The following is a 25184-nucleotide window of genomic DNA, read 5'->3' as shown; positions in this document are numbered from 1 at the left end:
ACGCCCCATGCCCCACGACTTCCCGCAGCCTCTGGACGCCGCGCAGGTACCGCGCTTCGCCGGTATCCCCAGCTTCATGCGCCTGCCCATCTTCGAGGACCCGGCGCAGGTGGATATCGCCCTGCTTGGCGTGCCCTGGGACGGCGGCACCACCAATCGCGCCGGCGCCCGTCACGGCCCGCGCGAGGTGCGCAACCAGTCGAGCCTGATGCGCAAGGTGCACCACGTCAGCCACATCGCGCCCTATGACCTGCTGCGCATCGGCGACATCGGCGACGCCCCGGTGAACCCCATCGACCTGCTCGATTCGCTCAAGCAGATCGAAGGCTTCTACCGGCGCATTCACGCCGCCGGCACCATCCCGTTGTCGGTGGGCGGCGATCACCTGGTGACCCTGCCGATCTTCCGCGCACTAGCCGCCGAGCGGCCCGTCGGCATGGTGCATTTCGATGCCCATTCCGACACCAATGACCGCTACTTCGGCGACAACCCTTACACCCATGGCACGCCGTTCCGCCGCGCTATCGAGGAAGGCTTGCTGGATCCCAGGCGCACGGTGCAGATCGGCATTCGTGGCTCGATCTATGACGCCGACGACGAGGCCTTTGCCAACGAGCAGGGCATCCGCGTGATCCACATGGAAGAGTTCGCCGACCTCGGCGTCGCGGCGACGCTCGCCGAGGTACGCCGGGTGGTGGGACAGGAGCCAACCTACGTCACCTTCGACGTCGACGTACTCGACCCGGCCTTCGCCCCGGGCACCGGCACGCCGGAGATCGGCGGCATGACGACGCTGGAGGCGCAGCACATGATCCGCGGGCTGCAGGGGCTGAACCTGATCGGCGCCGACGTGGTGGAAGTCTCGCCGCCATTCGACCAGGGCGGGGCAACCGCGCTGGTGGGCGCTACCATGATGTTCGAGCTCCTCTGCGTCCTCGCCGACTCGGTCGCCGCGCGCCGTTGACCGTCCTGGGGGTTCACGGGGCGGCGCGCTCGGCGCTATAACGAAAGGCCTGCGCCCGCCGCCACGAGAACTCCCATGCTGGGCAATCTTTCCGATATCGACCTGCGCCTGCTGCGCACCTTTTGCACCATCGTCGAGGCGGGCGGCTTCACTGCTGCCCAGGTGCGCCTGAATACCAGCCTGTCGAGGCTGAGCGTGCTGGTCCGCGACCTCGAGTTGCGCCTGGGCTATTCGCTCTGCCGGCGCGGCAGCAGCGGTTTCCAGCTCACCGAGGAAGGGCAGCAGCTTTACGAAGCGGCGCTCGGGTTGTTCGTCGACATCGAGCGCTTCCGCGAGCAGGTGACGGGCCTGGGCGGCCGCGACCGCGAGGTGCTGCACCTGGGCTGCGTCGACGGCGTGCTCGGCCAGCACTGCTGGCCGATGCCGCTGGCCATCCGGCTATTCCGCGAAGGCCACCCACGGGTGCGCCTGAACCTGCATACCCAGCGTCCGGACGAGTTGGAGAACGCCGTGCTGGAGGAGCGCCTGCAACTGGCCATCGGTGCCTTCCACCATCGCTTGTCGGGTCTGCGCTACCAGCTGCTGTTCCGCGAGGAGCAGAACCTCTATTGCGCTCCGGGGCATCCGTTCTTCGACGCTATCGAAAACGAGCCTTCGCTGGAGCAGATCTGCGCGGCCGAGTATGTCGGTCGCGGCTACATGACCGAGAGCCGTCGCCCGCACGGGCTGGTCTTCAGCCGCGCGACCAACGCCTACACCATGGAAGCCATCGCCAACCTGGTGTTCAGCGGTGCCTTCATCGGCTACCTGCCGACGCACTATGCGGCGCAATGGGTTGCACAGGATCGCTTGCGGGCGATCCGCCCGGCGCAGCTCGCCTACGTCTCGGAGTTTCATTGCGTCACCCGGCAGGGTGCCGAGCCGGGTGAAGTGCTGGGGGCCTTCCTGGGCGCCCTGGAGCGCGCCCAGGCCGAGCTGGGTAGTGGGGAGCCGGCGTGAGGGAAGGCCTGCGGGCCCTTCGCGAGGACGGTTTCGTCCTGCTGCGCGGCCTGCTGGACAGCGAACAGGTTGCCGAATTGCACTCGCTGATCGATGGCCTGCGACCGCTCCACTGGGACTACCAGGGGTTGGTGGATCATTACAAGTGCGTGTTCAACCGCTCCCCGCGCTGGTTGCCCTACCTGGATCCGCCGGGATTGATCGAGCTGGCGGAAGCTGCGCTGGGCGCGGACTGCCATGTGATCGGCCAGACGGCCTGGCGCTGCCATCCCGGCTTCATCGGCGCCGACATGCACCAGGACTACCTGCCGGTCGCGCTGCCGGGAACAGGCTTCGATCTTCCGATGTTCATCTGTACCGCGCAGGTCTATCTGGATGACATCGACGAGGCGCTGTGCCCCACCTGGGTGATCCCCGGCAGCCATCGCGCAGGCCGCGCGCCTACACCGGACGAGCGCGAATGGGCGGGCAGGGTGGCCGAACCGGTGCTGTGCAGCGCGGGCGATTGCCTGCTGTTTCGCAGCGACCTGTGGCATTCCGGCAGCCGCAACCTCAGCGAGCGCACGCGCTACCTGCTCCAGGTGCACTACGGGCGCAGAATGGTGGCGCAGAAGTTCTCGCCCTACCTGAACTGGAACTTCAACCCCGAGGTGCTCGCCGCCTGCACACCTCGCCAGCGGCGTCTGCTGGGTGACCATGAGGCGGCCGAGTACGACTGAAAGGGAGGATCAACGATGAGTGCCGTACATACCGGCGGCTGCCATTGCGGCCAACTGCGTTACGAATGCGATGCCGAACTGACGGACGTCGCCCATTGCCATTGCTCGATCTGCCGGCGTACCACCGGCGGCATCGTCACGACCTGGACGACAGTGCCGCTGAAGAGTTTTCGCTGGACTCACGGCAAGCCTGCCGAGTACCGCTCTTCGCCGCCCTGTGTGCGTTACTTCTGCCGCAACTGCGGTGCCCAGTTGGCCCTGTTCACGGACCAGGCTCCGGAGACGCTGGATATCACCACCGCGACGCTGGAGGAGGTCGCCACGGTGCTGCCGAACCGGCATATCTGGGTGAACAGCCGGCTGCCGTGGATTCACCTGGACGAGCAGCTGGAAGAGGAGTGGGAGGAGAGGCTCTAGTTCTGGTGGCCTGACCAGGAAGGTTCGCGAGCAAGCTCGCTCCTACGAAGGGCGGCACGGTTTTCAGCCTGTAGGAGCGAGCTTGCTCGCAAACCGTCCAGCCAGTGGGCCTCAGGGCAGCTCCAGCCCGCCCGAAGCCTTGTGCAGCTCGCGCAGGTGCGCGCCGATCTGCTTGGTGTTGGCTTCCAGCGCAGCCAGCTCGTCACGACGCTCCGGAGTGAGCAGGGCGCGCACTTCGCGGTCGAGGTTGTCGCTGAGCTGGCGCAGGCGCTGCTGGCGCTGCTGCGTCTGCTTCTCCAGGGTCGCCGTCTCCGGCGCCTGGGGCAGGCCATAGCCGCCGTCGAGCAGCTCGGCCGGGCGGCTGAGGAAGCCGCTGTCGTCGAGGATCTGCTGCAACGTCTTGCCGGCTGCCGCGAGGTCCGGCTTGCTCTTCATGGCGTCCGGGTTGCTCAGGTAGAGGCGCTTGAGCTCGTCCTGGGCCAGCAGCAGCTGACGGCGTAGCGAGGCCTGCTCAAGCAGCAGCAGGGCGGCGCTGGAGCGCAGGTCGGCCTTGTCGAACCACGGGCGGCGGTCGACAGCGGGGAGGGCGAGCCAGTCCTCGACCTTCTCCTGCGGGACGTTCATGCGCTGCTTCAGCACGTCGAACATGGCCTGGTAGCGGTCGCGGAAGGAGTCGAAGCGATAGCCCAGGCGCAGGGCTTCCTTGGGGTTGTCGAGCACGCTAGCGTCGGCGATACCCTTGTTCTCCAGCAGGCCGAGAACACCGTAGGGCGTGATGCTGTCCATGGTCTGCAGGCTCTGGCGCTGGATGCCGCTGCGCAGCAGCTTGAGCGTTTCCACCGCGCAGTTGTTGGACAGGAAGTAGTAATTGCCGTCGTAGCTCCAGTGGCTCTGCGCCGAGCGCTCCACCAGGCTGGCGACTTCGTCGCGGCTGAGCTTGAGCGGGATCGAAGCAAGGCTGCGCAGCTCGACCTTGGTGTACTCCTCGATCACCTGGGACAGTGGCAGCACGAACAGGCGCGAGGGATAGGCGCCGGTCAGTCCGTCCCAGCTGGAGAGCTGTAGGTCGCCGACGAAGGCGCGGTAGGACAGCACCAGGTGCTGGTCCAGGTCCAGCCGACAGGCCGGGCCACGCGGGCGCCCGGGTGCGCAGACCACCAGGCGCAGCATGGTGTGGCCCCAGCGGCTGGCGATCTCGTTGTTGGCCTCGGCGATCAGGTAGTCGACCTCGTAGACACGCTCAGGGTCCAGGTAACCCAGTGGCTGGCGACCGAAGTCGCGGCCGGCGTTGAGGTAGGCGTATTGCGTCGAGCATGGGTCATGCGGGCGCTCGCCGAAGCGCTCCGCGTAGTAGCGGTACAGCGCCGGGCGACGGCAGGCGAAGCTGCGGTCGAGGAGGAAGTACTCCATGTTCACCGCGACGTACTCGCGCGGGTTGGTCAGTTCGTACTTGTCCGGGCTGCGCAGCAGGAAACGGTTGTGCTGCTCGCGCTCGCCGTGTTTACCGGCGTACTGCGGCCAGCCAGCAAGGTCGAGCAGGCGTGGATCGTCCGAGAGGCTGAAGCGGCGGCCGGTCTGGCCACGGCAATCGTCCGGTGCGCCGACGCGACCGAGGCTCTTGTCGCGCATCGTGCAGCGGCGGATCACCCGGCCTTCCTCGGTATCCCAGAGGCGTGCGCGGTCGTAGAGGTGGGTCAGCTCATGGAGCAGCGTGGCCAGCAGCTCACGGCGCAGGGTGCCGTGGGTGCGGCCGGTCTGCTCGGTGGCGGCGCTGCCGTCGGTGAGCGGGCCGAGATAGCGGGTATTCAGGGCAATGGCGCCGGGACGCAGGGTGCGGCCCATGCCATTGCTGGGCAGGTCGTCGCGCCATTGCACCTGGACGCTGCGGTCCAGGCGCTGCACGAAGCTGTCCGGCAGGGTGTGCAGGGCTTCGTCCAGCAGTTGCTGGCTAGCCTGGCGCTGGGCGGCGCTCAGGCCGTCGGTGTCCAGCTCCAGGCGGAGCGCGGCGTGGCTGCTGGCGGCGACGATCAGTGCCAGGGCCGCCAGCCAGCGGCCAGCCCGGAGTCTCACAGAGCGAGGATGGCTTCGGCCAGGTCCTGGTCGGAGGCTTCGCGCGCCTGCGGCACCTGCTCGCGCAGTACCTTGAACGCGGCTTCCAGCTGCGCACCACGGATCGCGCCGTCGCTGCCGACATAGCTGGCGGCATCGTCACGGGCTTCGCGGACGACCTTCATATCACGCACGGAGGTGGTGGTGTCCGAGGTGAAGTCGATGCTGCGGGCGAAGGCGTTGGTGGTGATGTTGAACACGCGGACCACCGATTGGGCCTGGGCGGTGGACGCGCAGGCGGCGAGCAGCAGGCCGAGGATCAGGGGGCTCTTGGAAAGCGAGCTGAGGCGCATGGATGTCTCCGAAAGGGCAGCGGGAGCTGCTCACGACTTATTTGGCAAGAATGGCTTCGGCCAGTTCCCGATCATTCGCCGCCAGCTCCGGATGTCGCTGGCGCAGCCAGTGCAGTGCAGCCTCCAGGCGCGCACCGCGCAGGGCTCCATCGGTGGCAACGAACTGCGCCGCGTCGTCGCGGGCGCCGCGCAGCAGTTTGTTGTCGAAGGGCGCGCTGGTGACCTGGCTGGTGGCATAGCTGGTCGCTACCGGGAACTGGGTGGTCTGGTCGAATGCCCAGGCGGGCAGCGAACAGGTCAGCAACGGCAGCAGGAACAGCAAGGTACGCATGGGCTCGGACGATCGGAAAAGCACGGCCCACAAGGCTAACGGAATGCGCGGTGGAGAGCCAGCGCAGAGCGCCGGGCGGGAGCGCCCGGCGCGGCGGGATTCAGTGATGAATCACTCAGATGGTCAGGATGGCCTGGGCCAGTTGCTGGTCATTGGCGGCCAGGGTCGGCAGCTTGCTGCGGATGTGGGCGAGGGCGGCTTCCAGGTGCGCGCCGCGGATCTGGCCCTGGCTGGCGACGAAGGTCGCTGCGTCGTCACGGGCTTCCAGCACGATCTTGTCATCCTTGAAGGAGTTGCTCAGGTCCGAGGTGCCGTCGGAGGTGGCGCCGGTGGCGCGTACCGACAGGTCGGTGGTGTAGACGAAGCTGGTGGCGTAGGCGCCGGTGGCGCAACCGATCAAAGCGGCGGCGGCGATCAGGCGAAGACTTTTGTTCATGGAGTGGCTCCGGAGTAAGACCAGGCAAAGGTGGCCGGGTCGGCCACTCTAACTGTGCTCAGACTAGCCAAGACTGACCGGGGTCACCAGCATTCAGCGCCAGAATGGTTTCGAGATTTCTCTCACGCGTTCGCTGGGGCTGATGCCCAAGTCGGCCAGCTGCAAGCTGGTCAGCTCGGCGAGCTGGCGGCGGGTTCGTGCGTTGCGAAGCCATTCCCTGAATACAGCGGGCAGACGACGCAGCAGCGGGGCAGGGCGCAGCGTGGGCAGATCGGATGACAGTGCGCGTTCCATGGCGGGCCTCCTTGTGACCGTGGTGGACGGTCAATACAGGCTCGCACTGGTCGAGAGGGTGCGTCAGAGGCAGCGAAGGGTTATTGCGGGGGTACAGCGAGGTGAAATTCAGAACTGTACTGCCACGGTTGCAGCTGGCTGTTCTGTGATCAGCGAGGGGAGAGGGTGCGGAAAAGCGGACTTCCAGAATGCCAAGGGCCGCTCCAGATGAGCGGCCTCAGGCGAACTACCAGTACAGTCAGAGTGAGCCTGGAGAGAGTGGCTCAGTTGTACTGTTGAATCAGCGCCAGAACGGCTTGTTCAGTTCGGCGTAACGCTGGGCTTCGCTGATGCCGGCGTCGGCCAGCAGACGGGAGTCCAGGCGGGCCAGCTGACGGCGGCTTTCCATGCGGCGCTGCCACAGGCGAACGGTGCCGACGAGGCCACGGTGGGCGCTGGAGGTGCTACGGGTGGTGCTCAGAGCTGCGGAACCGAGGGTACGTTCCATGGTGGTCATCCTTCTCGCTTGTGGCGAGTAGTCAGTTGCTGAATGGATTGAGCATATGATCTGACTTTTTGGTCAGGGATGACAGGTACAGTTGCACGGTATTGCGCCTGGTCAGGCGATTGTAATTTTGAACTGTAATGGTCTTTTTCGGGGCGAACTGTACCGTTGCGCTCCATTCTGGTGCACAAAGGGCGGGCGTCTGAGGTTTTTCGAGGGTGCCGGCCAAGCTGGCGGCGGGGGAAGCTGAACAGTTGGAGCGGGATAAAAATCTGTTCAGGAGTGTTTTTACGTGGTTTTTTTCCGGCTGTAAACCCTTGCGGGCCATTCATTGCTGAATGACCCGCAAAGCGTCTGGAATCAGCTCGCCGCCAGCATGTGGCCGCGTTCTTCCAGATTGATATGCCACTCCAGGGCCTCGCGCAGGATGTGCGGGGTATGGCCGCCGCGCTCGCAGGCGGCGTCAAAGTAACTGTTCAGGGCGTCGCGGTAGGACGGATGGACACAGTTGTCGATGATCACCCGGGCGCGCTCACGCGGCGCCAGGCCACGCAGGTCGGCCAGGCCGACTTCGGTGACGAGGATGTCCACGTCGTGCTCGGTGTGGTCGACGTGGCTGACCATCGGCACCACGCTGGAGATGTTGCCGCCCTTGGCGATGGACTTGGTGACAAAGATGGCCAGGTGAGCGTTGCGGGCGAAGTCGCCCGAGCCGCCGATGCCGTTCATCATCTTGGTGCCGCCCACGTGGGTGGAGTTCACGTTGCCGTAGATGTCGAACTCCAGCGCGGTGTTGATGCCGATGATGCCCAGGCGACGGACCACTTCGGGGTGGTTGGAGATCTCCTGCGGGCGCAGCACCAGCTTGTCCTTGTAGCGCTCCAGGTTGCCGAACACGTCGGCATTGCGGCGGCTCGACAGGGTGATGGAGCTGCCCGAGGCGAAGCGCAGCTTGCCGGCGTCGATCAGGTCGAAGGTCGAGTCCTGCAGTACTTCGGAGTACATGGTCAGGTTCTCGAAGGGCGACTCGATCAGGCCGCACATCACCGCGTTGGCGATGCTGCCGATACCGGCCTGCAGCGGGCCGAGGCTGTTGCTCATGCGGCCGGCGTCCACTTCACGCTTGAAGAAGTCGATCAGGTGGTTGGCGATGCCCTGGGTCTCGTCGTCCGGCGGCAGCACGGTGGACGGGGAGTCTGGCTGGTCGTTGACGACGATGGCGACGATCTTTTCCGGCGGGATCGGGATGGCGGTGCTGCCGATGCGGTCGTCGACCTTGGTCAGCGGGATCGGCGTACGAGTAGGACGGTAGGTCGGGATGTAGATGTCGTGCAGGCCTTCCAGGTTGGTGTTGTGCGCGACGTTGATCTCGACGATCACCTGCTTGGCGAAGATCGCGAAGCTGGCCGAGTTGCCCACCGAGGTGGTCGGCACGATGTGGCCTTCCTCGGTGATGGCGACGGCTTCGATGACGGCGATGTCCGGCAGCTTGAGCTGGTGGTTGCGCAGCTGCTCGACGGTTTCGGAGAGGTGCTGGTCGATGAACATCACCTCGCCGGCGTTGATCGCCTTGCGCAGAGTGCTGTCGACCTGGAAGGGCATGCGACGGGCCAGCACGCCGGCTTCGGTGAGCTGCTTGTCGAGGTCGTTGCCCAGGCTGGCGCCGGTCATCAGGCTGATGCGCAGCGGCTCCTGCTTGGCGCGCTCGGCGAGGGCCTTGGGTACGGCTTTGGCTTCGCCGGCGCGGGTGAAACCGCTCATGCCGACGGTCATGCCGTCCTTGATAAGGGCCGCGGCCTGGTCGGCAGTCATCACCTTGTCCAACAGGGAGGACATACGCACGCGATCACGGAACATGGGAAAACCTCGGGCAGTAGGAAGTGCGAGGCCGCCAGTCTAGGGACTCGGCGATTTTTGGCTCTTATACCAAGGTCGAAAAATCGCCCGGCCGGGGTCTTCTTACTACCAATGTCCAGCGATTTTCGTGTTGCCCGAAAGCAAGACACCGGCGCGAGGCCGGTGTCTTGTGGATCGACGGTCGTCTTATTCGACGGCCTTGACCATGTCTTCGATGACTTTCTTGGCGTCGCCGAAGACCATCATGGTCTTGTCCAGGTAGAACAGTTCGTTGTCCAGGCCGGCGTAGCCGCTTGCCATCGAGCGCTTGTTGACGATCACGGTCTTGGCTTTGTAGGCCTCGAGGATCGGCATGCCGGCGATCGGCGACTTCGGATCGTTCTTCGCAGCCGGGTTCACCACGTCGTTGGCGCCCAGTACCAGCACCACGTCGGTCTGGCCGAACTCGGAGTTGATGTCTTCCATCTCGAACACCTGCTCGTAGGGCACTTCGGCCTCGGCCAGCAGGACGTTCATGTGGCCCGGCATACGGCCGGCAACCGGGTGGATGGCGAACTTCACATTGACGCCGCGATGGGTCAGCTTCTCCGCCAGCTCCATCAGCGCGTGCTGGGCACGGGCCACCGCCAGGCCGTAGCCGGGAACGATGATCACGCTGTCGGCGTTGGTGAGCAGGAAGGAGGCGTCGTCGGCCGAACCGGATTTCACCGGGCGGGCTTCTTTCGCACCCGCCGGGCCGCCAGCGTCCGCTTCGGCGCCGAAACCACCAAGGATGACGTTGAAGAACGAGCGGTTCATCGCCTTGCACATGATGTAGGAGAGGATCGCGCCCGAGGAGCCCACCAGGGAGCCGGCGATGATCAGCATCGAGTTGTTCAGCGAGAAGCCGATACCTGCCGCGGCCCAGCCGGAGTAGGAGTTCAGCATCGACACGACCACGGGCATGTCGGCACCGCCGATCGGGATGATGATCAGCACGCCGAGGACGAACGCCAGGGCCAGCATCACCACGAAGGCGGTCAGGTTGCCGGTGAACATGAACAGCAGGCCCAGGCCCAGGGTGGTCAGGCCCAGCACCAGGTTGAGCATGTGCTGGCCGGCGAACTGCACCGGAGCGCCCTGGAACAGGCGGAACTTGTACTTGCCCGACAGCTTGCCGAAGGCGATCACCGAACCGGAGAAGGTGATGGCGCCGATGGCCGCGCCGAGGAACAGCTCCAGGCGGTTACCGGTCGGGATGGTGTCGCCCAGGTTCTGCACGATGCCCAGCGACTGCGGCTCGACCACGGCAGCGATGGCGATGAACACGGCAGCCAGGCCGATCATGCTGTGCATGAAGGCGACCAGTTCCGGCATCTTGGTCATCTCGACGCGCTTGGCCATGATCGAGCCGGCGGTGCCGCCGACCAGCAGGCCGATGATCACGTAGACGATGCCGGTGGTGGCGATCTCGCTGCTGATCTTGAACACCAGGGCGACGGTGGTCAGCGCGGCGATGGCCATGCCGATCATGCCGAACAGGTTGCCGCGGCGCGAGGTGGTTGGGTGCGACAGGCCTTTCAGCGCCTGGATGAAGCACACCGAGGCGATGAGGTAGAGGAGGGTGACGAGGTTCATGCTCATGTCAGTGCTTCTCCGCCTTCGGCGCTTTCTTCTTGAACATTTCCAGCATGCGGCGGGTGACCAGGAAGCCACCGAACACATTCACTGCAGCCAGGGCCACGGCCAGGGTGCCCATGGCCTTGCCCAGCGGAGTGACGGTCAGGGCGGCGGCCAGCATGGCGCCGACGATCACGATCGCCGAGATGGCGTTGGTCACCGCCATCAGCGGGGTGTGCAGGGCAGGGGTGACGTTCCAGACCACGTGGTAGCCGACGTAGATCGCCAGCACGAAGATGATCAGGTTGTAGATGCCGTGGGAGATCAGCATGTCTTCCATAGTTTCTCACCGGTCTTCAGGGCCGGACGCGGGGTCCGGCGCGTTCTTATATAAGAAGGGCTCAGCCGTTCTTGCGCACGATCTGGCCGTCACGGCACATCAGGCACGCGGCGACGATGTCGTCCTCCAGGTTCACCGTGAAGCCTTCGGCGTTCAGGGTGAGTTTGAGGAAGTCGAGCAGGTTGCGTGCGTAGAGTGCGGAGGCGTCCGCCGGCACCAGCGCGGCCAGGTTGCTCAGGCCGACGATGGTGACGCCGTGCTTGACCACGACCTGGTCTGCTTCGGTCAGCGGGCAGTTGCCGCCTTGCGAGGCGGCGAGGTCGATGACCACCGAGCCCGGCTTCATTTCGGCGACAGTCGCTTCATGCAGCAGGGTCGGCGCCTTGCGGCCCGGAATCAGTGCGGTGGTGATGACGATGTCCGACTGCTTGGCGCGCTCGTGCACGGCCTTGGCCTGGCGCTCCATCCACGAGGCCGGCATCGGGCGGGCGTAACCGCCAACACCTTCGGCGCACTCGCGCTCTTCATCGGTCTCGTAGGGTACGTCGACGAACTTGGCACCCAGGGATTCGATCTGCTCCTTCACCGCCGGGCGGACGTCCGAAGCCTCGATCACCGCACCCAGGCGCTTGGCCGTGGCGATGGCCTGCAGGCCGGCAACGCCAGCGCCGAGGATCAGCACGCGGGCGGCCTTAACGGTGCCGGCGGCGGTCATCAGCATGGGCATGAAGCGCGGGTAGTGGTGGGCAGCGAGCAACACGGCCTTGTAGCCGGCGATGTTGGCCTGGGAAGAGAGCACGTCCAGGCTCTGCGCGCGGGAAGTACGCGGCGCGGCCTCGAGGGCGAAGGCGGTGATGCCGCGTTCGGCCATGCGGGCGATGTTCTCGTTGTTGAACGGGTTGAGCATGCCAATCAGCACGGTGCCCGGCTTCATCTGCGCCAGCTCGCTTTCGCTGGGCGCGACAACCTTCAGCACAAGCTCCGAACCGTAGGCATCGGCGGCAGTGCCGATCTTCGCGCCAACGGCCTCAAAAGCGGCATCCGGCAGGCTGGCGCTGACGCCCGCACCGCTCTGGATGACGACCTGATGGCCCTGCCCGATCAGTTTCTTGACCGTCTCCGGCGTTGCTGCGACCCGCGTCTCACCGGCTTGGGTCTCGAGGGGTACACCGATCTGCACTCGCAAATCTCCTGCGTGATCCTGGGATTGTCCGGGCTACTACGTTGGCGACCCGGGTTATCGAACTGGCAACGGTCTAGTTCTTATTGTGGACCGGGCTGTGACCCGGTGGCCGCGGCATTGTGCAATCGAACCTGGAGGGCATCAAGAAGTTCTGGAGTGGTACGAAGCGATAACTACAAGTCACGTTTGGACCCGTGGTTTTCCGGTCGCCACCGAGGCCGCGTGGACCCTGGCGTTTAGCCTAATTGCCTATTGTGACCGGACGGAAATGTCATCCTCGCCGTGAATGACCACCCATCAGAGGCTCCCCATGCCCACCGAAAGGCCCGGTAATCCTGCAACAGGCTCAGGCATAGGTGTTAATTAATGTTTCTAATATGGAGTATGAGTCATTCCTGATGCCTGGCTTCCTGTAGCAGATTTTTTACATTGACTACGGGGTCAGGAATTTCACAGGAAAGCTTCAAGGCCGCGTGTTACACCGCGCCAGAGCCCTGAGAGGAGGTTTAGCAGAAACTTCGGATTTGTCCGGGTAAAGCGCGAATGACACGGAAAAAACAACGGCCACCGCTATCGGGTGGCCGTTAGGGGTGAGACACGGTGTCGCGGTTCAGTGGTTCGCGCTGACCACGCCGGGTAGCTGGGCGACCAGCTTGTCGTTATGCAGCGGGGCGCGGATGAAGCCGTGCTGGGTATTGTCCGGGCCGATGATGACCAGGTTGCCGCTGTGGTCGACGGTGTAGTTGGGCTTGCTGGTGTCCGCCGGGATGTAGGGGATGCTCATGGCGTTGGCCAGCTTCTGTACGTTTTCTTCCGAACCGGTGATGCCCTTGAAGCCGGCATTGAAGAAGCCGAGGTATTCCTTGATGCGCGGCGCGGTATCGCGGTGCGGGTCGACGCTGACGAACACCACCTGCAGGTTCTTCGCCACTTCCGGCGGCAGCTTGGTCTGCAGCTCGCGCAGTTGCGCCAGGGTGGTGGGGCAGACGTCCGGGCAGAAGGTGTAGCCGAAGAACAGCAGGGACCACTTGTCCTTCAGGCTGGCGGTCTGGAACGGCTGGCCGTCCTGGTCGGTGAAGGCGAGGTCGGGGACGCTGCGGGTCTGCGGCAGGATCACGATGCCGGCGTCGAGCAGTACGGTCGGGTCGAGTTGGTGGCGCTGGTTGAGCACCTTCTGGACGGTGAGGCCGAGGATCAGGGCGACGATGGCAACGAGGATGAAGACGGTCTTGTTGACTCGGGACATGGGGTTCTCGTGGGTCGGGACGTCTGGGCTTTGTGTTGCTGTTCGTGCCGTTGGCAGTGGGCGGTGATGTTCGCGAGCAAGCTCGCTCCTACAAACGGAGTTCCCCTGTAGGAGCGAGCTTGCTCGCGAACCCTCAATAGTTCAGGTGCAGCGGCAGGTAGTGGTCCACCAGCAGCGCGATGAACAGCAGGAACAGGTAGGCAATAGAGTACTTGAAGGTCTTGATCGCCGCATGGGGTCGGCTGCCGCAGTACAGCGCCCAGGCCCAGTCGAGGAAGCGCGCGCCCAGGGCCAGCGCGGCGAACAGGTAGACCAGCCCGGCCATGTGGATGGCGAAGGGCATCAGCGTCACGGCGAACAGCACCAGGGTGTAGAACAGGATGTGCAGCTTGGTGTAGTGCTCGCCGTGGGTCACCGGCAGCATCGGGATGTCGGCCTTGGCGTATTCGTCCTTGCGGTGCAGGCACAGGGCCCAGAAGTGCGGCGGGGTCCAGGCGAAGATGATCAGCACCAGCAGCAGCGGTTCGGCGGAAACCTGCCCGGTCACTGCGACCCAGCCCAGCAGCGGCGGGGCGGCGCCGGCGAGGCCGCCAATGACGATGTTCTGCGGCGTGGCACGCTTGAGGAAACCGGTGTAAAGCGCCGCATAGCCCAGCAGTGAAGCCAGCGTCAGCCAGGCCGTCAGCTCATTGGTGAACACCAGCAGCACCGCCATTCCAGCGACCGACAGCAGCATGGCGAAGCCCAGCGCGAGGGGCGGCGAGACGCGTCCTTCGGCCAGCGGGCGCTTGTGGGTGCGCGCCATGATCGAGTCGATGCGCCGGTCCACCACATGGTTCACCGCTGCCGCGCCGCCGGCGCACAGGCCGATGCCGAGGTTGCCGAAGACCAGTACCTGCCAGGGCACGCCGGCCTTGGTGGCGAGCAGCATGCCGATCAGCGAGGTGATCAGCATGAGCAGCACGACCTTGGGTTTGGTCAGTTCGAGCAGGTCGCGCCAGCTGGCTTGGCTGGAAGTGCTGATGACGCTGGCCATGGTCATTTCTCCATCGGGTGAATGGGGCCGGCGCGCCCTGGCGCCGGCTGTCCGTCTTGCTCAACGGTGCAAAGTCATCCCTGCGAGGGGTAGGCCACCGGGCGCTCCATCGCGTCCAGGCCGATCGGGCTACTGGCGGGCAGCTCGACGCGCTTAGCCGCAGGCGCGCGCACCCGGTAGTTCACCAGCGCCAGCATCAGCAGCAGGAAGGCGCCGCCGCCGTTATGCGCCACTGCCACCGGTAGCGGCAGGTGCAGCAGCACGTTGCTGATGCCCAGGCCGATCTGCAGGGAAAGCCCTAGCAGCATCAGCGCAGTAATGCCGATCAGGCCATGGCGCTGGAGGTTCCAGGCCAGCAGCAGGATCACGGCGGTCACGCACAGCGCGCCCATGCGGTGGGTCATATGGATGGCCGTACGGGCGTCGCTGTCGAGTTGGCCACCGAGGTAGTTCGGGCCGATGTGCTGGGTAAGGTGGAAGCCGTTGGCGAAGTCCATGTTCGGCCACCACTCGCCGTGGCACATCGGCAGGTCGATGCAGGCTACCGCCGCGTAGTTGCTGCTGACCCAGCCGCCCAGGGCGATCTGCCCGATCACCATCAGCAAGGCCAGCGCCGCGAGTGCCCGCAGCTTCGAAGGCAGTTGCAGTGGGGCGAAGGCGCCGGACAGGCGCAGGCTGAGCAGGAACAGCAGCGACAGCGTGGTGAAGCCACCAAGCAGATGCGCGGTGACCACCTGCGGCCATAGCTTGAGGGTGACGGTCCACATGCCGAACGCCGCCTGGGCGATCACCACCGCGAGTAGAACCAGCGGCAGGCGCATGGGCTGGCCGTCGCGGCCGCGACGCACCAGTGCGTGCACCGCCAGCCCGAGGATCAGCAGGCCGAGGCTGCCAGCGAAGTAGCGGTGGATCATCTCGTTCCAGCCCTTCTGCGCCTCCACCGGCGAGTCGGGGAAGTGCATCTCGGCGTGGGCCAGTTGTGCTTCGTTCAGCGGCACGTGGACGAAGCCGTAGCAGCCGGGCCAGTCCGGACAGCCGAGACCGGCGTGGGTCAGGCGGGTGTAGGCACCCAGCAGGATGACCACGAAGGCCAGCGCCGTGGCCAGCACGGCGAGGTAGAAGGCGGGTTTGCGTCTTGCCTGGATCATGCGTCGCTCCCGATCTTGTTGTTGTCGTGGGGCTGGCGATGTCTCAACCGGCTTAACCGATGTTCGAAAGCTTCAGCAGCAGCTGCAGGTCCTTGAGGATCGACTTGCCGTTGGCCTTGGCGTCGTAGCGCAGCACCAGGTTGCCGTGGGGGTCGACGATCCACAGTTGCGGCTGGGCGCCGGTGTGCTGGTTGGGTGTCAGGCCCAGGCGCTGCAGGCGCGGATAGTCCTTGTCGAGCAGGCCGGTGAACTGGGCCGGCAGCGGTTTGGCGAAGGCGAGGGCGTGTTCGGCGCGGCTGGCCTCGCGGCCCAGGCCGATGTTGATCTGGCGCGCCAGGTAGACCAGTTGCTGGCAGTCGCTGGTGCAGGTTTCCGGCGCGGTCACCAGCAGTTGCCACTGGTCGCTGGCCTTGTCGTCCTGCACGCCGAGGTCGGCCGGAGTCTGTCCGGTGGCGATCAGGTCGCCGTGGTAGCTGCGGCCATCCGGCACCCAGAACTGCAGCTTGTACATGGCGGTGGCAAGCAGCATCGGTCCCAGCACCATGCCGAGGATCAGCAGCAGTTGCACGCGCCCGCGGCGGCGGGCAGAGGAGTCAGGCAGAGTCATGGCGGTCATGGTCGAAGGTCTCCCGTGCGCGACGGATGCCGAGGTAGAGGTAGAGGGCGGAGAGTGCGATGGCCAGGGCGAACCACTGCACGGCGTAGCCGACGTGACGCTCCGGCGGCATGGCGACGATCGGCCAGTCGGTGTCGAAGGCGGCGTCGCCCGGCTCCAGGCGGATTTCCAGCGGGCTGCCTTCGCGGCCCAGCTGATCCCACAGGAACGGGGCGTCCACCTGGGTGATCAGGCGCGGCCAACCGGCGAGCGGAGCGCTCGGGCCGGCGGACAGCGGGACGTAGGTCCAGGCGTCCAGCAACAGGTCGTGACTGGGCGTATCGATCTTTGGCGGCACGCGCCGGTCGGGCCAGGGCACCCAGCCGCGGTTGACCAGCAGCCACTGGTGGCCGACGCGGTCGAAGAAGGGTTGCAGCACCTCGACGCCGGCCTGGCCGTTGCGGGTGCGGTTGTCGAGCAGGGCGGTATGCTCGGCATCAAGCTGGCCTTGCAGGCGTACACGAACGTAGCTGCGCGGCGGTTGGCGTTCGAGCTCGGCAATGCTGATCGGGTCCTGCTGGCGTTGCACTTCGGCGGCGGCGAGGAGGGTGCGTTTTTCGGCGGCGCGGGACAGTTGCCAGAAGCCCAGGCCGATCAGCACCGGCAGCAGTGCGAGGACCACCAGGGTCGGCGCGATGCCGGGCCGGAAGGCGCGCGTGGCGCGGCCTTGACGGTGCTCAGATGCGTGCTGGCTATACTGCAAGACATCCCCCTCAACCCCAGTCCCCTGCGGACAGGAGGCCGGTAGTGCTCAAAGCTGCGATCGTTCTGTTGTTGCTGGCGACCGTCGTCAGTCTGTTCAGTGGTCTGTTCTTTCTGGTCAAGGACGAGGGTCACGGTTCGCGGGTGGTCAACGCGCTGACCGTGCGTGTCACCCTGACTGCCCTGACCGTCGCTCTCATCGCCTGGGGGTTCTTCAGCGGCCAACTCGGCAGTTCCGCCCCCTGGCATTTCTGATCTGAAAAAGGCGCGGGCCGCAGCCCGCGCCACCGCGCCTCACAGCACGTAAACGAAGATGAACAGCCCGATCCACACCACGTCGACGAAGTGCCAGTACCAGCTGGCCGCCTCGAAGCCGAAGTGTTTGTCGGCGTCGAAGTGCCCCCGGATGATGCGGATCAGCATGATGCTCAGCATGATCGCGCCGATGGTCACGTGGGCGCCGTGGAAGCCGGTGAGCATGAAGAAGGTCGCGCCATAGATGCCCGAGCCCAGGGTCAGGCCCAGCTCGGTGTAGGCCTCGTGGTACTCGTAGGCCTGCAGCACGATGAAGCACGCGCCCAACGCCACCGTCGCGGCCAGCCACATCTTCAGCGGGCCGCGGTGGTTCTTCTTCAGCGCGTGGTGGGCGAAGGTCACGGTGAAGCTGGAGGTGACCAGCAGCAGGGTGTTGATCAGCGGCAGCTTCCACGGATCGATCACTTCCTTGGGCGGCGGGAAGAGCTTGTTGTCCGGGTTGCTGAGCTGCGGCCAGCCGGTTTCGAACTGCGGCCAGAGCATGTGCGAGATGCCGTGGTGACCTTCGCCACCCAGCCACGGGTTGACGAAGTGGCGCACGTAGAACAGCGCGCCGAAGAAGGCGGCGAAGAACATCACCTCGGAGAAGATGAACCAGCTCATGCCCCAGCGGAACGAGCGGTCCATCTGCGGGCTGTAGAGACCGCCGCGGCTTTCCTTGATGACGTTGCCGAACCAGCCGAACAGCATGTACGCCAGGATCAGCCCGCCGGCGAAGAAGATCCACGGGCCGTGGGAGTGTTCCTTGCCGGCGCTCATGTCGTTCATCCAGGTGCCGACGCCAAACATCGTCACCAGCATGCCGAGGGTGGCGATGATCGGCCACTTGCTCTGCGCGGGGACGTAATAGGGATCGTGGGTTGCCATCTCTCTTGTTCTCCTTTGCCCTTCAGCGCTCGTTACTGGCCACGGGTGGCTTGCGGGCAGTGATGTCGAACAGCGTGTAAGCAAGCGTCAGGTGACGCACATCCTTGGGCAGGTCGCGGTCGACGATGAAGCGCACCGGCATTTCGATGCGCTCGCCCGGCTGCAGCACCTGCTGGGTGAAGCAGAAGCATTCGGTCTTGTGGAAGTAGGTGGCCGCCACCGACGGCGCGATGCTCGGGATCGCCTGGGCGGTCATCGGCTTGTCGGTGGGGTTGTAGGCTACGAACAGCATCTGGTTCACCGCGCCCGGATGCACCACCAGTTGCTCGGCCTCGGGGTGGAACTCCCAGACCATGTCGATGTTGTTGTTGGCGACGAACTGGATCTTCACCTCGCGCGACTGATCGACTACCTGGCCGTCGCCCTGGTAGGCGCTGCCGGAGGTCTTGCCGTTGATGCCCAGTGCCTTGCACATCACGTCGTACAGCGGCACCAGGGCGAAGCCGAAGGCGAACATGGCGACCACGGCAATGACCAGCCGGGTCACCAGCTTGCGCGTTTCGATGTTGCCGTCGCTCATGGGTTAATCCTCTGTCTGTAGGAGCGTGGGGGGCGCCTAGCCCTTGCTCGCGAACCGCTTGATGCCTTGTCCTTTCGGGGACATTCGCGAGCAAGCTCGCTCCTACAAGAGCCAGAACGTCACTTCACTTCCGGGGGCGTGCTGAAGGTGTGGTAAGGCGCCGGCGACGGGATCGTCCACTCCAGGCCTTCCGCGCCATCCCACGGCTTGGCCGGTGCCGGCTTGCCGCCCTTGATGCACTTGATGACGATGAACAGGAACAGCAGCTGCGTGGTGCCGAACATGAAGGCGCCGATGGACGAGACCATGTTGAAGTCGGCGAACTGCAGGTTGTAGTCCGGAATCCGTCGCGGCATGCCGGCCAGGCCGACGAAGTGCATCGGGAAGAACGCCAGGTTCATGCCGATGAAGCTCATCCAGAAGTGCAGCTTGCCCAGGGTCTCGTCGTACATGTGGCCGGTCCACTTCGGCAGCCAGTAGTAGGCCGAGGCGAAGATGCCGAAGATCGCGCCGGGCACCAGCACGTAGTGGAAGTGCGCCACCACGAAGTAGGTGTCCTGGTACTGGAAGTCCGCCGGGGCGATGGCCAGCATCAGCCCGGAGAAGCCGCCGATGGTGAACAGGATGACGAAGGCCACGGCGAACAGCATCGGCGTCTCGAAGGTCAGCGAACCCTGCCACATGGTCGACGCCCAGTTGAACACCTTCACCCCAGTGGGCACGGCGATCAGCATGGTCGCGTACATGAAGAACAGCTCGCCCACCAGCGGAATGCCCACCACGAACATGTGGTGCGCCCACACGACGAAGGACAGGAAGGCGATCGAGGCGGTGGCGTAGACCATCGAGGTGTAGCCGAACAGCGGCTTGCGGCTGAAGGCCGGGATGATCGAGCTGACGGCGCCGAACGCCGGCAGGATCATGATGTACACCTCGGGGTGGCCGAAGAACCAGAACACGTGCTGGAACAGCACCGGGTCGCCGCCGCCGGCCGCGCTGAAGAAGCTGGTGCCGAAGTGGATGTCCATCAGCATCATCGTCACGCAACCGGCCAGCACCGGCATCACCGCGATCAGCAGGAAGGCGGTGATCAGCCAGGTCCAGACGAACAGCGGCATCTTCATCAGCGTCATGCCCGGGGCACGCAGGTTGAGGATGGTGGCGATCACGTTGATCGCGCCCATGATCGAACTCATGCCCATCAGGTGGATGGCGAAGATGAAGAAGGTCACGCTGTGCGGCGCGAAGGTCGTCGACAGCGGTGCGTAGAAGGTCCAGCCGAAGTTCGGTCCGCCGCCGGGCATGAACAGGGTGCTCACCAGCAGGCCGAAGGCCGCCGGTAGCAGCCAGAAGCTGAAGTTGTTCATGCGTGGCAGGGCCATGTCCGGCGCACCGATCATCAGCGGCACCATCCAGTTGGCCAGGCCGACGAAGGCCGGCATCACCGCACCGAAGACCATCACCAGGCCGTGCATGGTGGTCATCTGGTTGAAGAACGCCGGCTCGACGATCTGCAGGCCTGGCTGGAACAGCTCGGCGCGGATCACCATGGCGAAGGAGCCGCCGAGCAGGAAGGCGCAGAAGCTGAACCACAGGTACAGCGTGCCGATGTCCTTGTGGTTGGTGGTGAGAACCCAGCGCATCAGGCCCTTGGCGGGGCCGTGGTGGTGGTCGCCGGCGTGAGAATGGTCGGGGTGATCGATCACGGTACTCATCGCGGCCTCCTTATTGTTGTTTCTGCTTGTAGGCGACCACTTCCTGCGGGGTCACCATGTCGCCGTCGTTGTTGCCCCAGGCGTTGCGCTCGTAAGTGATCACCGAAGCGATATCCACTTCCGAGAGCTGCTTGCCGAAGGCCGCCATCGCGGTGCCGCTGACGCCGTTGAAGACGGTCTCCAGGTGGTGCTCCTTGGGTCCGGTGACGATCTTCGAACCCTTGAGCGCCGGGAACATCGGCGGCATGCCCTGGCCTTCGGGCTGGTGACAGGCGGCGCAGACGGTGTGGTAGATCTTGTCGCCACGGGCGACCAGCTCTTCCTTCGTCCACTCCTTGCTGGTCAGCTCCTTCATCTTGGCGGCCTCTTCCTTGCGTTCGGCCAGCCACTTGTCGAAGTCGGGCTTGGATTTGACGTCGACCACGATGGGCATGAAGCCGTGGTCCTTGCCGCACAGCTCGGCGCACTGGCCGCGGTAGACGCCGGGCTGGTCGACCTTGGTCCAGGCCTCGTTGACGAAGCCGGGAATGGCGTCGCGCTTGACCGCGAACGCCGGCACCCACCAGGAGTGGATCACATCGCTGGAGGTGACCAGGAAACGGACCTTGACCCCGGCCGGCAGCACCAGCGGGTTGTCCACCTCGAGCAGGTAGTGCTCGTCCTTGTCGGCCTTGTTGTGGATCTGGTCCTGGGGGGTGGCGAGGTTGGAGAAGAACTCCACGTCCTGGCCCAGGTACTTGTACTGCCACTTCCACTGGTAGCCGGTGACCTGCACGTCCAGCTCGGGCTCCGAGGTGTCGTACATGTGGATCAGCGTCTTGGTGGCCGGAACGGCCATCACTACGAGGATCAGGAAGGGAATGACGGTCCAGAGGATTTCCACCGTGGTGCTCTCGTGGAAATGCGCGGGCTGCTGCCCGGTGGACCGACGGTGGACGATCATCGACCAGAACATCGCGCCGAAGACGACGATGCCAATGACCACGCAGATCCAGAAGATCGTCATGTGAAGATCGAAAACGTTACGGCTGACTTCTGTCGCACCGGGGGTCATGTTGACCGTCCAGGCGGCGTTTGCCTGACTGAAAGCCAAGAGCAAAAGGAAGCCCATCCAGACTCGTGGATGTCGCAGCATTCGGGTTCCCCTTATCGTTGTTTTTATCCCGCCGGCATAGCGCCCTGGCTGCGATCCCCATTCCAGAGGGATCGAGCCTGAACAAGCCAACGGCCAAGGGAGTGACCGCCAAGACAACTTACTTTGACGTCGTACCTCGGCAGCACGCAGGGCAGGCCGGGTCCATCAGGTTTTCGGTGTGTCGAAGCGGAGTATAGCCACGGGTTGCGACATAACAACGCAGAGTAAAAACTGTATTTGAAAGACCGAAGTGCGATCTCAAAGCCACGGACGACGAGGGTTTGGAGTACCATGCTGGCCGTCTGATATGCCGTGCCGGCATAACCAGTTCATGAATATGACAATCGCGTCTTAGCTACGGCCGGGGTGCGGCTAAGGTCTTTCTTCACTTTCCAAACCCGTTGTCTTGGAGCTGTCATGAACACCGCTGCACTGCGTGAGCTGATCCGGAATGCCCACCTGCTCGAATCCCGCCATGGCCATCTCGCCCGCCTGATCCAGAGCCAACTGCAAAGCCTGCACAAGAGCATCGCCCTGACGGGAGAGGACCCCAACGGCACGCTGACACGTTTCGTCCACGCCTACATCGAGCAGGTGCCGGACTTTCTCGACGCCGCCAACTCGGTAGCCCGCGCGGCCGGCATCGAGGACCGCATCAAGCCGGTGCTCAAGCTCGCCGAACAGTTCTTCCTCACCCCGCCCGCGCTGCTCGATGGCCACGATGGCCTGGATGCGCTGCTGGACGAGGCTTACCTCGCCCACCGCCTGGTGGAAGAGGTGAACGACCGCTACATCGCCCACTTCAACCAGCCGCTGATCCCGCTGGACACCACGGTGGCCAACCTGGTGGCGCACCAGCTGATCGGCGAACCTTTCGCCAACCAGCTGGATGAAGCAGTGCACCACGCGGTCAACGGCATGCTCGACGACAGTACCTTCAGTGCCGAGTCCGCCGTCAGCTACCGTGCCCGCCTCAATGATCCGCAGGTGGTCATGGCGTGGCAGCAGTGGCCGTGCCTGTCGCGGCAATTCGGGGTCGAGCTGGAGTTGGGGCGCGACTGAGCCTCAGCCCGCACTCTGCAGCGCACGCACCCGGCCCTCCACGCGGCGACGCAGGCCGTTACCTTCGATGGACAGCCGGCAGCCGCTGGCCGCAGCGCTGCGGCCCCATTCTTCCAGCAGCTCCATGCACGCATGGTCGATGTAGCTCAGGTGCTGCAGCGGCACACGCAGGTGCGTGCCGGGTGACACTGATTGCAGGGCCTGGGACAGCGCCGGCACCTTGAGGAAGGTGGCCGCGCCGACCAGACGCAGCTCGGCACCGTTGCCCTCCTCGTCATAGCGCAGGTTGATCTTCAACCGCGCGGCCTTGAGCACCAGTTTCAACACAGTCAGCGCGAAGCCCAGCAGCACGCCGGTCAGAAGGTCGGTGGCGACGATGGCCAGCGCAGTCGCCGCGTGCACCAGTACCGGCATGCGCCCATAGCGACCCAGCGAACGCAGGGCCTTGATATCCACCAGCTTGATTCCGGTGTAGACCAGCACACCAGCCAGGCTGGCGATGGGGATCTGCCGCAGCAACCCGCCCAGCAGCACGACGAACGCCAGTAGCCACAACCCGTGGAAGATCGCCGAGGCGCGGCTGCGCGCCCCGGCCTGCACGTTGGCCGAACTGCGCACGATCACCCCGGTCATCGGCAGCGCGCCGACCAGCCCGCAGAACATGTTGCCCACACCCTGGGCGCTCAGCTCGCGGTCCATGTCCGAGCGCGGGCCGCTGTGCATACGATCCACAGCGGCGGCCGAGAGCAGCGTCTCGGCGCTGGCGATGAAGGCCACCACCCCGGCGGCCAGCAAGAGCGTCGGGTCGAGTAGCGCGGCGAGGTCGGTCGGACGGACCCAGTCGATGGCGTCGCCGAGGTTCTCCGGCACGCTCACTCGCAGCACATCGAGCTGCAGTGCGATGCATGCCAATGTCGCCAGGCTCACGCCAATCAGCGCGCCGGGAAGCATGCGCAGCCGGCCCGGCTTGAAGCGGTCCCATAGCGCCATGCAGGCCATGGTGCCCAGCCCGAGCAGCGCCGCATCGAACCCGCTGGCTTCGGACAGCAGCGCCGAGGGGAACGCCAGCAGGTTATCGAGCCCGGATGCCTGCGGCTTGAGGTCCAGCATGACGTGTACCTGCGACAGCACGATGAGGATGCCGATGCCCGCGAGCATGCCGTAGACCACCGCCGGCGAAGTCACGCGGAACCAGCAGCCCAGGCGCAGCCTTCCCGCCAGCAATTGCAGCGCACCGGCCAGCAGCAGGATCGGCCCGAGCATGGCGATGCCATGGGTGCGCACCAGTTCGAAGACCAGCACCGCAAGGCCCGCCGCCGGGCCGCTGACTTGCAGGGGCGAGCCGGCGAGGCCGCCGACCACCAGGCCGCCGATGATGCCGGTCACCAGGCCCTTGGCCGGCGGCATGCCCGAGGCGATGGCGATGCCCATGCACAGCGGCAGAGCAACGAGGAACACCACCACCGATGCGAGCAGGTCGCGTGGCAGCACTTGGCGCAGCTGGGAAAATCCGCATGGAGCAGAGTGGGAGGCCGACATGGCACTGTTCTCCTTCAAGCATTTTTCGGGCGCGCGAAAGCCCACGACGCCGGTCTCGACCGCATCGACACGCGCAATTCAGAGGGATGGCGAACGCGGTGGGGGCGTACGCCTCAGGCAGGGATCAAGTCAGAAGCGGGGCGCGGTGTTTGTTCTGCTGGGCCGCCGCGCCCCGGGAGCGTGCTGGTATCAGCCGCTTACTGGGGGGAGTAGCGCGGACGCGGGGTCGCACTCGGCGTCGGACCTTCGCCGTCGAGGGCTCGGAATCGGCCTTCCTGGGCGTCGTAAGCCTTGATGGCGCTGGTCTCGATGTCGTAGACCCAGCCGTGGATGAACAGCTGACCGGAAGCCAGGCGAGCGGCTACCGACGGGTGAGTCTTCAGGTGGTCCAGTTGGGCGACCACGTTCTCCTCGGTGAGGATGCCCAGGTGCTCCTGGGTGGCGCAGCCACAAGTCTGCGCGACCACGGTGCGGGCCACTTCGGCGTGGCGCAGCCAGGCTTTTACGGTCGGCATGCCTTCCAGTGTCTGGGGAGCCAGCACCGCCTTCATCGCGCCGCAGTCGGAGTGGCCGCAGACGATGATGTGCTGCACACCCAGTGCCATCACCGCGAACTCGATGGCGGTGGAAACGCCGCCGTTCATCTGGCCGTACGGCGGGACCACGTTGCCCACGTTACGGGTGACGAACAGGTCGCCCGGCGAGCTCTGGGTAATCAGCTCGGGGACGATGCGCGAGTCGGCACAGGTGATGAACATGGCGCGCGGGTTTTGTGCATGGGCCAGCTTCTTGAACAGTTCTTCCTGCTGCGGGAAGACCTCATGGCGGAACTGGCGGAAGCCCTCGACGATATGGCGAAGCGCCTCGTCAGCAGATTCGTGGGCGTGATCCTCACCGTGCGTTTTGTCGTTCATGTATCAGCCTCGAATAAAGACGAAGAATTTTCCCACGTCAGCCGACGCTCTCCCTGGGGAGAAAAGGCACAGCCGCGGGAAAAAATCTGTTGTGACCGATAAGTCACTTTATGCGCAAACCCTAGACAACGAAGATTAAACCAAAGTTAAAAAACCGCTCTGGAATGAGCTTTTTCATGATGTTTCGCCGACATTTCACGATGATATCGGCAAGCTATCATGGCGATGAAATGTCACAGTGCTAC

The 25184-nt window shown here is 64.8% G+C and carries 28 protein-coding genes; 6 read left to right on the top strand and 22 right to left on the bottom strand.

Going from position 1 to position 25184, the window contains the following annotated elements:
- The first annotated feature begins 7 nt into the window (after positions 1-7).
- From speB to FAS41_RS01660, 4 genes are all read left to right on the top strand, one after another.
- A complete protein-coding gene (gene speB, locus FAS41_RS01675) occupies positions 8-964 on the top strand; it encodes an agmatinase (RefSeq protein ID WP_138519965.1) in 957 nt (318 codons plus the stop codon).
- A gap of 75 nt (positions 965-1039) precedes the next feature.
- Entirely contained in the window at positions 1040-1963 is a 924-nt protein-coding gene (locus tag FAS41_RS01670) for a LysR family transcriptional regulator (protein ID WP_138519964.1), read from the top strand.
- On the top strand, positions 1960-2682 hold the full coding sequence (locus tag FAS41_RS01665) for a phytanoyl-CoA dioxygenase family protein (protein ID WP_138519963.1): 723 nt from the start codon (positions 1960-1962) through the stop codon (positions 2680-2682). Before FAS41_RS01670 ends, FAS41_RS01665 begins: the two co-directional genes overlap by 4 nt.
- Positions 2683-2697: 15 nt before the next feature.
- Positions 2698-3099, top strand: coding sequence for a GFA family protein (locus FAS41_RS01660; protein ID WP_138519962.1), 402 nt, complete (start codon positions 2698-2700; stop codon positions 3097-3099).
- Positions 3100-3210: 111 nt separating this feature from the next.
- On the opposite strand, the gene FAS41_RS01655 is transcribed toward FAS41_RS01660, so the two are convergent.
- From FAS41_RS01655 to FAS41_RS01585, 16 genes are all read right to left on the bottom strand, one after another.
- On the bottom strand, positions 3211-5169 hold the full coding sequence (locus FAS41_RS01655; protein ID WP_138519961.1) for a DUF7844 domain-containing protein: 1959 nt from the start codon (positions 5167-5169) through the stop codon (positions 3211-3213).
- Complete coding sequence (locus FAS41_RS01650; protein ID WP_017517696.1) at positions 5166-5501, bottom strand: DUF2388 domain-containing protein; 336 nt, start codon at positions 5499-5501, stop codon at positions 5166-5168. The genes FAS41_RS01655 and FAS41_RS01650 overlap by 4 nt, the downstream gene beginning before the upstream one ends.
- A 37-nt stretch (positions 5502-5538) precedes the next feature.
- Positions 5539-5832 (bottom strand): DUF2388 domain-containing protein, encoded by a 294-nt coding sequence (locus FAS41_RS01645; RefSeq protein ID WP_081518915.1) that lies wholly within the window; start codon positions 5830-5832, stop codon positions 5539-5541.
- Positions 5833-5947: 115 nt separating this feature from the next.
- Positions 5948-6268, bottom strand: coding sequence for a DUF2388 domain-containing protein (locus FAS41_RS01640; protein WP_138519960.1), 321 nt, complete (start codon positions 6266-6268; stop codon positions 5948-5950).
- A gap of 93 nt (positions 6269-6361) precedes the next feature.
- Entirely contained in the window at positions 6362-6562 is a 201-nt protein-coding gene (locus FAS41_RS01635) for a DUF1127 domain-containing protein (protein WP_138519959.1), read from the bottom strand.
- Positions 6563-6842: 280 nt separating this feature from the next.
- The gene (locus tag FAS41_RS01630) at positions 6843-7049 is read right to left on the bottom strand and encodes a DUF1127 domain-containing protein (RefSeq protein WP_015474893.1); all 207 of its coding nucleotides are present in this window, start codon (positions 7047-7049) and stop codon (positions 6843-6845) included.
- Positions 7050-7080: 31 nt separating this feature from the next.
- On the bottom strand, positions 7081-7374 hold the full coding sequence (locus tag FAS41_RS30785) for a hypothetical protein (protein ID WP_171049418.1): 294 nt from the start codon (positions 7372-7374) through the stop codon (positions 7081-7083).
- Positions 7375-7406: 32 nt separating this feature from the next.
- Positions 7407-8903 carry a succinyl-CoA:acetate CoA-transferase ScpC gene (gene scpC, locus FAS41_RS01625; protein ID WP_138519958.1) on the bottom strand — a complete coding sequence of 499 codons (1497 nt, stop codon included), beginning with the start codon at positions 8901-8903 and terminating at the stop codon, positions 7407-7409.
- Positions 8904-9089: 186 nt separating this feature from the next.
- Positions 9090-10526: an NAD(P)(+) transhydrogenase (Re/Si-specific) subunit beta gene (locus FAS41_RS01620; protein ID WP_088420512.1), complete on the bottom strand. Its 1437-nt coding sequence runs from the start codon at positions 10524-10526 to the stop codon at positions 9090-9092.
- Between the two features lies 1 nt (position 10527).
- Positions 10528-10842: an NAD(P) transhydrogenase subunit alpha part 2 gene (locus FAS41_RS01615; protein ID WP_015474896.1), complete on the bottom strand. Its 315-nt coding sequence runs from the start codon at positions 10840-10842 to the stop codon at positions 10528-10530.
- Between the two features lie 61 nt (positions 10843-10903).
- Positions 10904-12022 (bottom strand): Re/Si-specific NAD(P)(+) transhydrogenase subunit alpha, encoded by a 1119-nt coding sequence (locus FAS41_RS01610; RefSeq protein WP_138519957.1) that lies wholly within the window; start codon positions 12020-12022, stop codon positions 10904-10906.
- 613 nt (positions 12023-12635) lie between these two features.
- Entirely contained in the window at positions 12636-13271 is a 636-nt protein-coding gene (locus tag FAS41_RS01605) for an SCO family protein (RefSeq protein WP_138519956.1), read from the bottom strand.
- A 133-nt stretch (positions 13272-13404) separates the two neighbouring features.
- Entirely contained in the window at positions 13405-14307 is a 903-nt protein-coding gene (gene cyoE, locus FAS41_RS01600) for a heme o synthase (RefSeq protein ID WP_138519955.1), read from the bottom strand.
- A gap of 74 nt (positions 14308-14381) precedes the next feature.
- Positions 14382-15455, bottom strand: coding sequence for a COX15/CtaA family protein (locus FAS41_RS01595; protein WP_138519954.1), 1074 nt, complete (start codon positions 15453-15455; stop codon positions 14382-14384).
- A 52-nt stretch (positions 15456-15507) separates the two neighbouring features.
- The gene (locus FAS41_RS01590; protein ID WP_138519953.1) at positions 15508-16071 is read right to left on the bottom strand and encodes a hypothetical protein; all 564 of its coding nucleotides are present in this window, start codon (positions 16069-16071) and stop codon (positions 15508-15510) included.
- Positions 16049-16813 carry an SURF1 family protein gene (locus FAS41_RS01585; RefSeq protein WP_138519952.1) on the bottom strand — a complete coding sequence of 255 codons (765 nt, stop codon included), beginning with the start codon at positions 16811-16813 and terminating at the stop codon, positions 16049-16051. Before FAS41_RS01585 ends, FAS41_RS01590 begins: the two co-directional genes overlap by 23 nt.
- A gap of 44 nt (positions 16814-16857) precedes the next feature.
- Between FAS41_RS01585 and FAS41_RS01580 the strand changes: the two genes are divergently transcribed.
- Positions 16858-17067, top strand: coding sequence for a twin transmembrane helix small protein (locus tag FAS41_RS01580; RefSeq protein ID WP_015474903.1), 210 nt, complete (start codon positions 16858-16860; stop codon positions 17065-17067).
- A gap of 39 nt (positions 17068-17106) precedes the next feature.
- Here FAS41_RS01580 and FAS41_RS01575 read toward each other — a convergent pair whose 3' ends face one another.
- The 4 genes from FAS41_RS01575 to coxB form a co-directional block, all read right to left on the bottom strand.
- Positions 17107-17994, bottom strand: coding sequence for a cytochrome c oxidase subunit 3 (locus FAS41_RS01575; protein ID WP_138519951.1), 888 nt, complete (start codon positions 17992-17994; stop codon positions 17107-17109).
- A gap of 22 nt (positions 17995-18016) precedes the next feature.
- Entirely contained in the window at positions 18017-18574 is a 558-nt protein-coding gene (locus tag FAS41_RS01570) for a cytochrome c oxidase assembly protein (protein WP_081518891.1), read from the bottom strand.
- A 119-nt stretch (positions 18575-18693) separates the two neighbouring features.
- The gene (gene ctaD, locus FAS41_RS01565) at positions 18694-20289 is read right to left on the bottom strand and encodes a cytochrome c oxidase subunit I (protein WP_081518890.1); all 1596 of its coding nucleotides are present in this window, start codon (positions 20287-20289) and stop codon (positions 18694-18696) included.
- Positions 20290-20299: 10 nt separating this feature from the next.
- On the bottom strand, positions 20300-21424 hold the full coding sequence (coxB, locus tag FAS41_RS01560) for a cytochrome c oxidase subunit II (RefSeq protein WP_138519950.1): 1125 nt from the start codon (positions 21422-21424) through the stop codon (positions 20300-20302).
- A 417-nt stretch (positions 21425-21841) separates the two neighbouring features.
- Between coxB and FAS41_RS01550 the strand changes: the two genes are divergently transcribed.
- Positions 21842-22486, top strand: coding sequence for a hypothetical protein (locus tag FAS41_RS01550; RefSeq protein ID WP_138519949.1), 645 nt, complete (start codon positions 21842-21844; stop codon positions 22484-22486).
- Positions 22487-22489: 3 nt separating this feature from the next.
- On the opposite strand, the gene FAS41_RS01545 is transcribed toward FAS41_RS01550, so the two are convergent.
- Both FAS41_RS01545 and FAS41_RS01540 read right to left on the bottom strand, forming a co-directional pair.
- Positions 22490-24025 (bottom strand): SulP family inorganic anion transporter, encoded by a 1536-nt coding sequence (locus FAS41_RS01545; RefSeq protein ID WP_138519948.1) that lies wholly within the window; start codon positions 24023-24025, stop codon positions 22490-22492.
- Positions 24026-24222: 197 nt separating this feature from the next.
- Positions 24223-24939, bottom strand: a complete 717-nt coding sequence (locus FAS41_RS01540; RefSeq protein ID WP_138519947.1) for a carbonic anhydrase — start codon at positions 24937-24939, stop codon at positions 24223-24225.
- Positions 24940-25184 lie beyond the last annotated feature (245 nt).

The organism is Pseudomonas nicosulfuronedens, assembly GCF_005877905.1.
In the GTDB taxonomy this organism is placed as follows: Bacteria; Pseudomonadota; Gammaproteobacteria; order Pseudomonadales; family Pseudomonadaceae; genus Pseudomonas; species Pseudomonas nicosulfuronedens.
The sequence above is the reverse complement of the archived record's forward strand: the minus strand, read 5'-3'. Positions and strand labels throughout refer to the sequence as shown.

Excerpts from the sequence above, each read along its gene's own strand:
- FAS41_RS01605 (WP_138519956.1), bottom strand. The coding sequence starts at position 13,271 with ATGTCCCGAGTCAACAAGACCGTCTTCATCCTCGTTGCCATCGTCGCC.
- FAS41_RS01630 (WP_015474893.1), bottom strand. The coding sequence starts at position 7,049 with ATGGAACGTACCCTCGGTTCCGCAGCTCTGAGCACCACCCGTAGCACC.
- FAS41_RS01620 (WP_088420512.1), bottom strand. The coding sequence starts at position 10,526 with ATGAGCATGAACCTCGTCACCCTCCTCTACCTCATCGCCTCGGTGTGC.
- FAS41_RS01570 (WP_081518891.1), bottom strand. The coding sequence starts at position 18,574 with ATGAGCGACGGCAACATCGAAACGCGCAAGCTGGTGACCCGGCTGGTC.
- FAS41_RS01615 (WP_015474896.1), bottom strand. The coding sequence starts at position 10,842 with ATGGAAGACATGCTGATCTCCCACGGCATCTACAACCTGATCATCTTC.
- FAS41_RS01545 (WP_138519948.1), bottom strand. The coding sequence starts at position 24,025 with ATGTCGGCCTCCCACTCTGCTCCATGCGGATTTTCCCAGCTGCGCCAA.
- FAS41_RS01650 (WP_017517696.1), bottom strand. The coding sequence starts at position 5,501 with ATGCGCCTCAGCTCGCTTTCCAAGAGCCCCCTGATCCTCGGCCTGCTG.
- FAS41_RS01670 (WP_138519964.1), top strand. The coding sequence starts at position 1,040 with ATGCTGGGCAATCTTTCCGATATCGACCTGCGCCTGCTGCGCACCTTT.
- FAS41_RS01640 (WP_138519960.1), bottom strand. The coding sequence starts at position 6,268 with ATGAACAAAAGTCTTCGCCTGATCGCCGCCGCCGCTTTGATCGGTTGC.
- FAS41_RS01590 (WP_138519953.1), bottom strand. The coding sequence starts at position 16,071 with ATGACCGCCATGACTCTGCCTGACTCCTCTGCCCGCCGCCGCGGGCGC.
- coxB (WP_138519950.1), bottom strand. The coding sequence starts at position 21,424 with ATGCTGCGACATCCACGAGTCTGGATGGGCTTCCTTTTGCTCTTGGCT.
- scpC (WP_138519958.1), bottom strand. The coding sequence starts at position 8,903 with ATGTTCCGTGATCGCGTGCGTATGTCCTCCCTGTTGGACAAGGTGATG.
- FAS41_RS01550 (WP_138519949.1), top strand. The coding sequence starts at position 21,842 with ATGAACACCGCTGCACTGCGTGAGCTGATCCGGAATGCCCACCTGCTC.
- FAS41_RS01660 (WP_138519962.1), top strand. The coding sequence starts at position 2,698 with ATGAGTGCCGTACATACCGGCGGCTGCCATTGCGGCCAACTGCGTTAC.
- ctaD (WP_081518890.1), bottom strand. The coding sequence starts at position 20,289 with ATGAGTACCGTGATCGATCACCCCGACCATTCTCACGCCGGCGACCAC.
- FAS41_RS01635 (WP_138519959.1), bottom strand. The coding sequence starts at position 6,562 with ATGGAACGCGCACTGTCATCCGATCTGCCCACGCTGCGCCCTGCCCCG.
- cyoE (WP_138519955.1), bottom strand. The coding sequence starts at position 14,307 with ATGGCCAGCGTCATCAGCACTTCCAGCCAAGCCAGCTGGCGCGACCTG.
- FAS41_RS01575 (WP_138519951.1), bottom strand. The coding sequence starts at position 17,994 with ATGGCAACCCACGATCCCTATTACGTCCCCGCGCAGAGCAAGTGGCCG.
- FAS41_RS30785 (WP_171049418.1), bottom strand. The coding sequence starts at position 7,374 with ATGGCCCGCAAGGGTTTACAGCCGGAAAAAAACCACGTAAAAACACTC.
- FAS41_RS01595 (WP_138519954.1), bottom strand. The coding sequence starts at position 15,455 with ATGATCCAGGCAAGACGCAAACCCGCCTTCTACCTCGCCGTGCTGGCC.
- FAS41_RS01645 (WP_081518915.1), bottom strand. The coding sequence starts at position 5,832 with ATGCGTACCTTGCTGTTCCTGCTGCCGTTGCTGACCTGTTCGCTGCCC.
- speB (WP_138519965.1), top strand. The coding sequence starts at position 8 with ATGCCCCACGACTTCCCGCAGCCTCTGGACGCCGCGCAGGTACCGCGC.
- FAS41_RS01540 (WP_138519947.1), bottom strand. The coding sequence starts at position 24,939 with ATGAACGACAAAACGCACGGTGAGGATCACGCCCACGAATCTGCTGAC.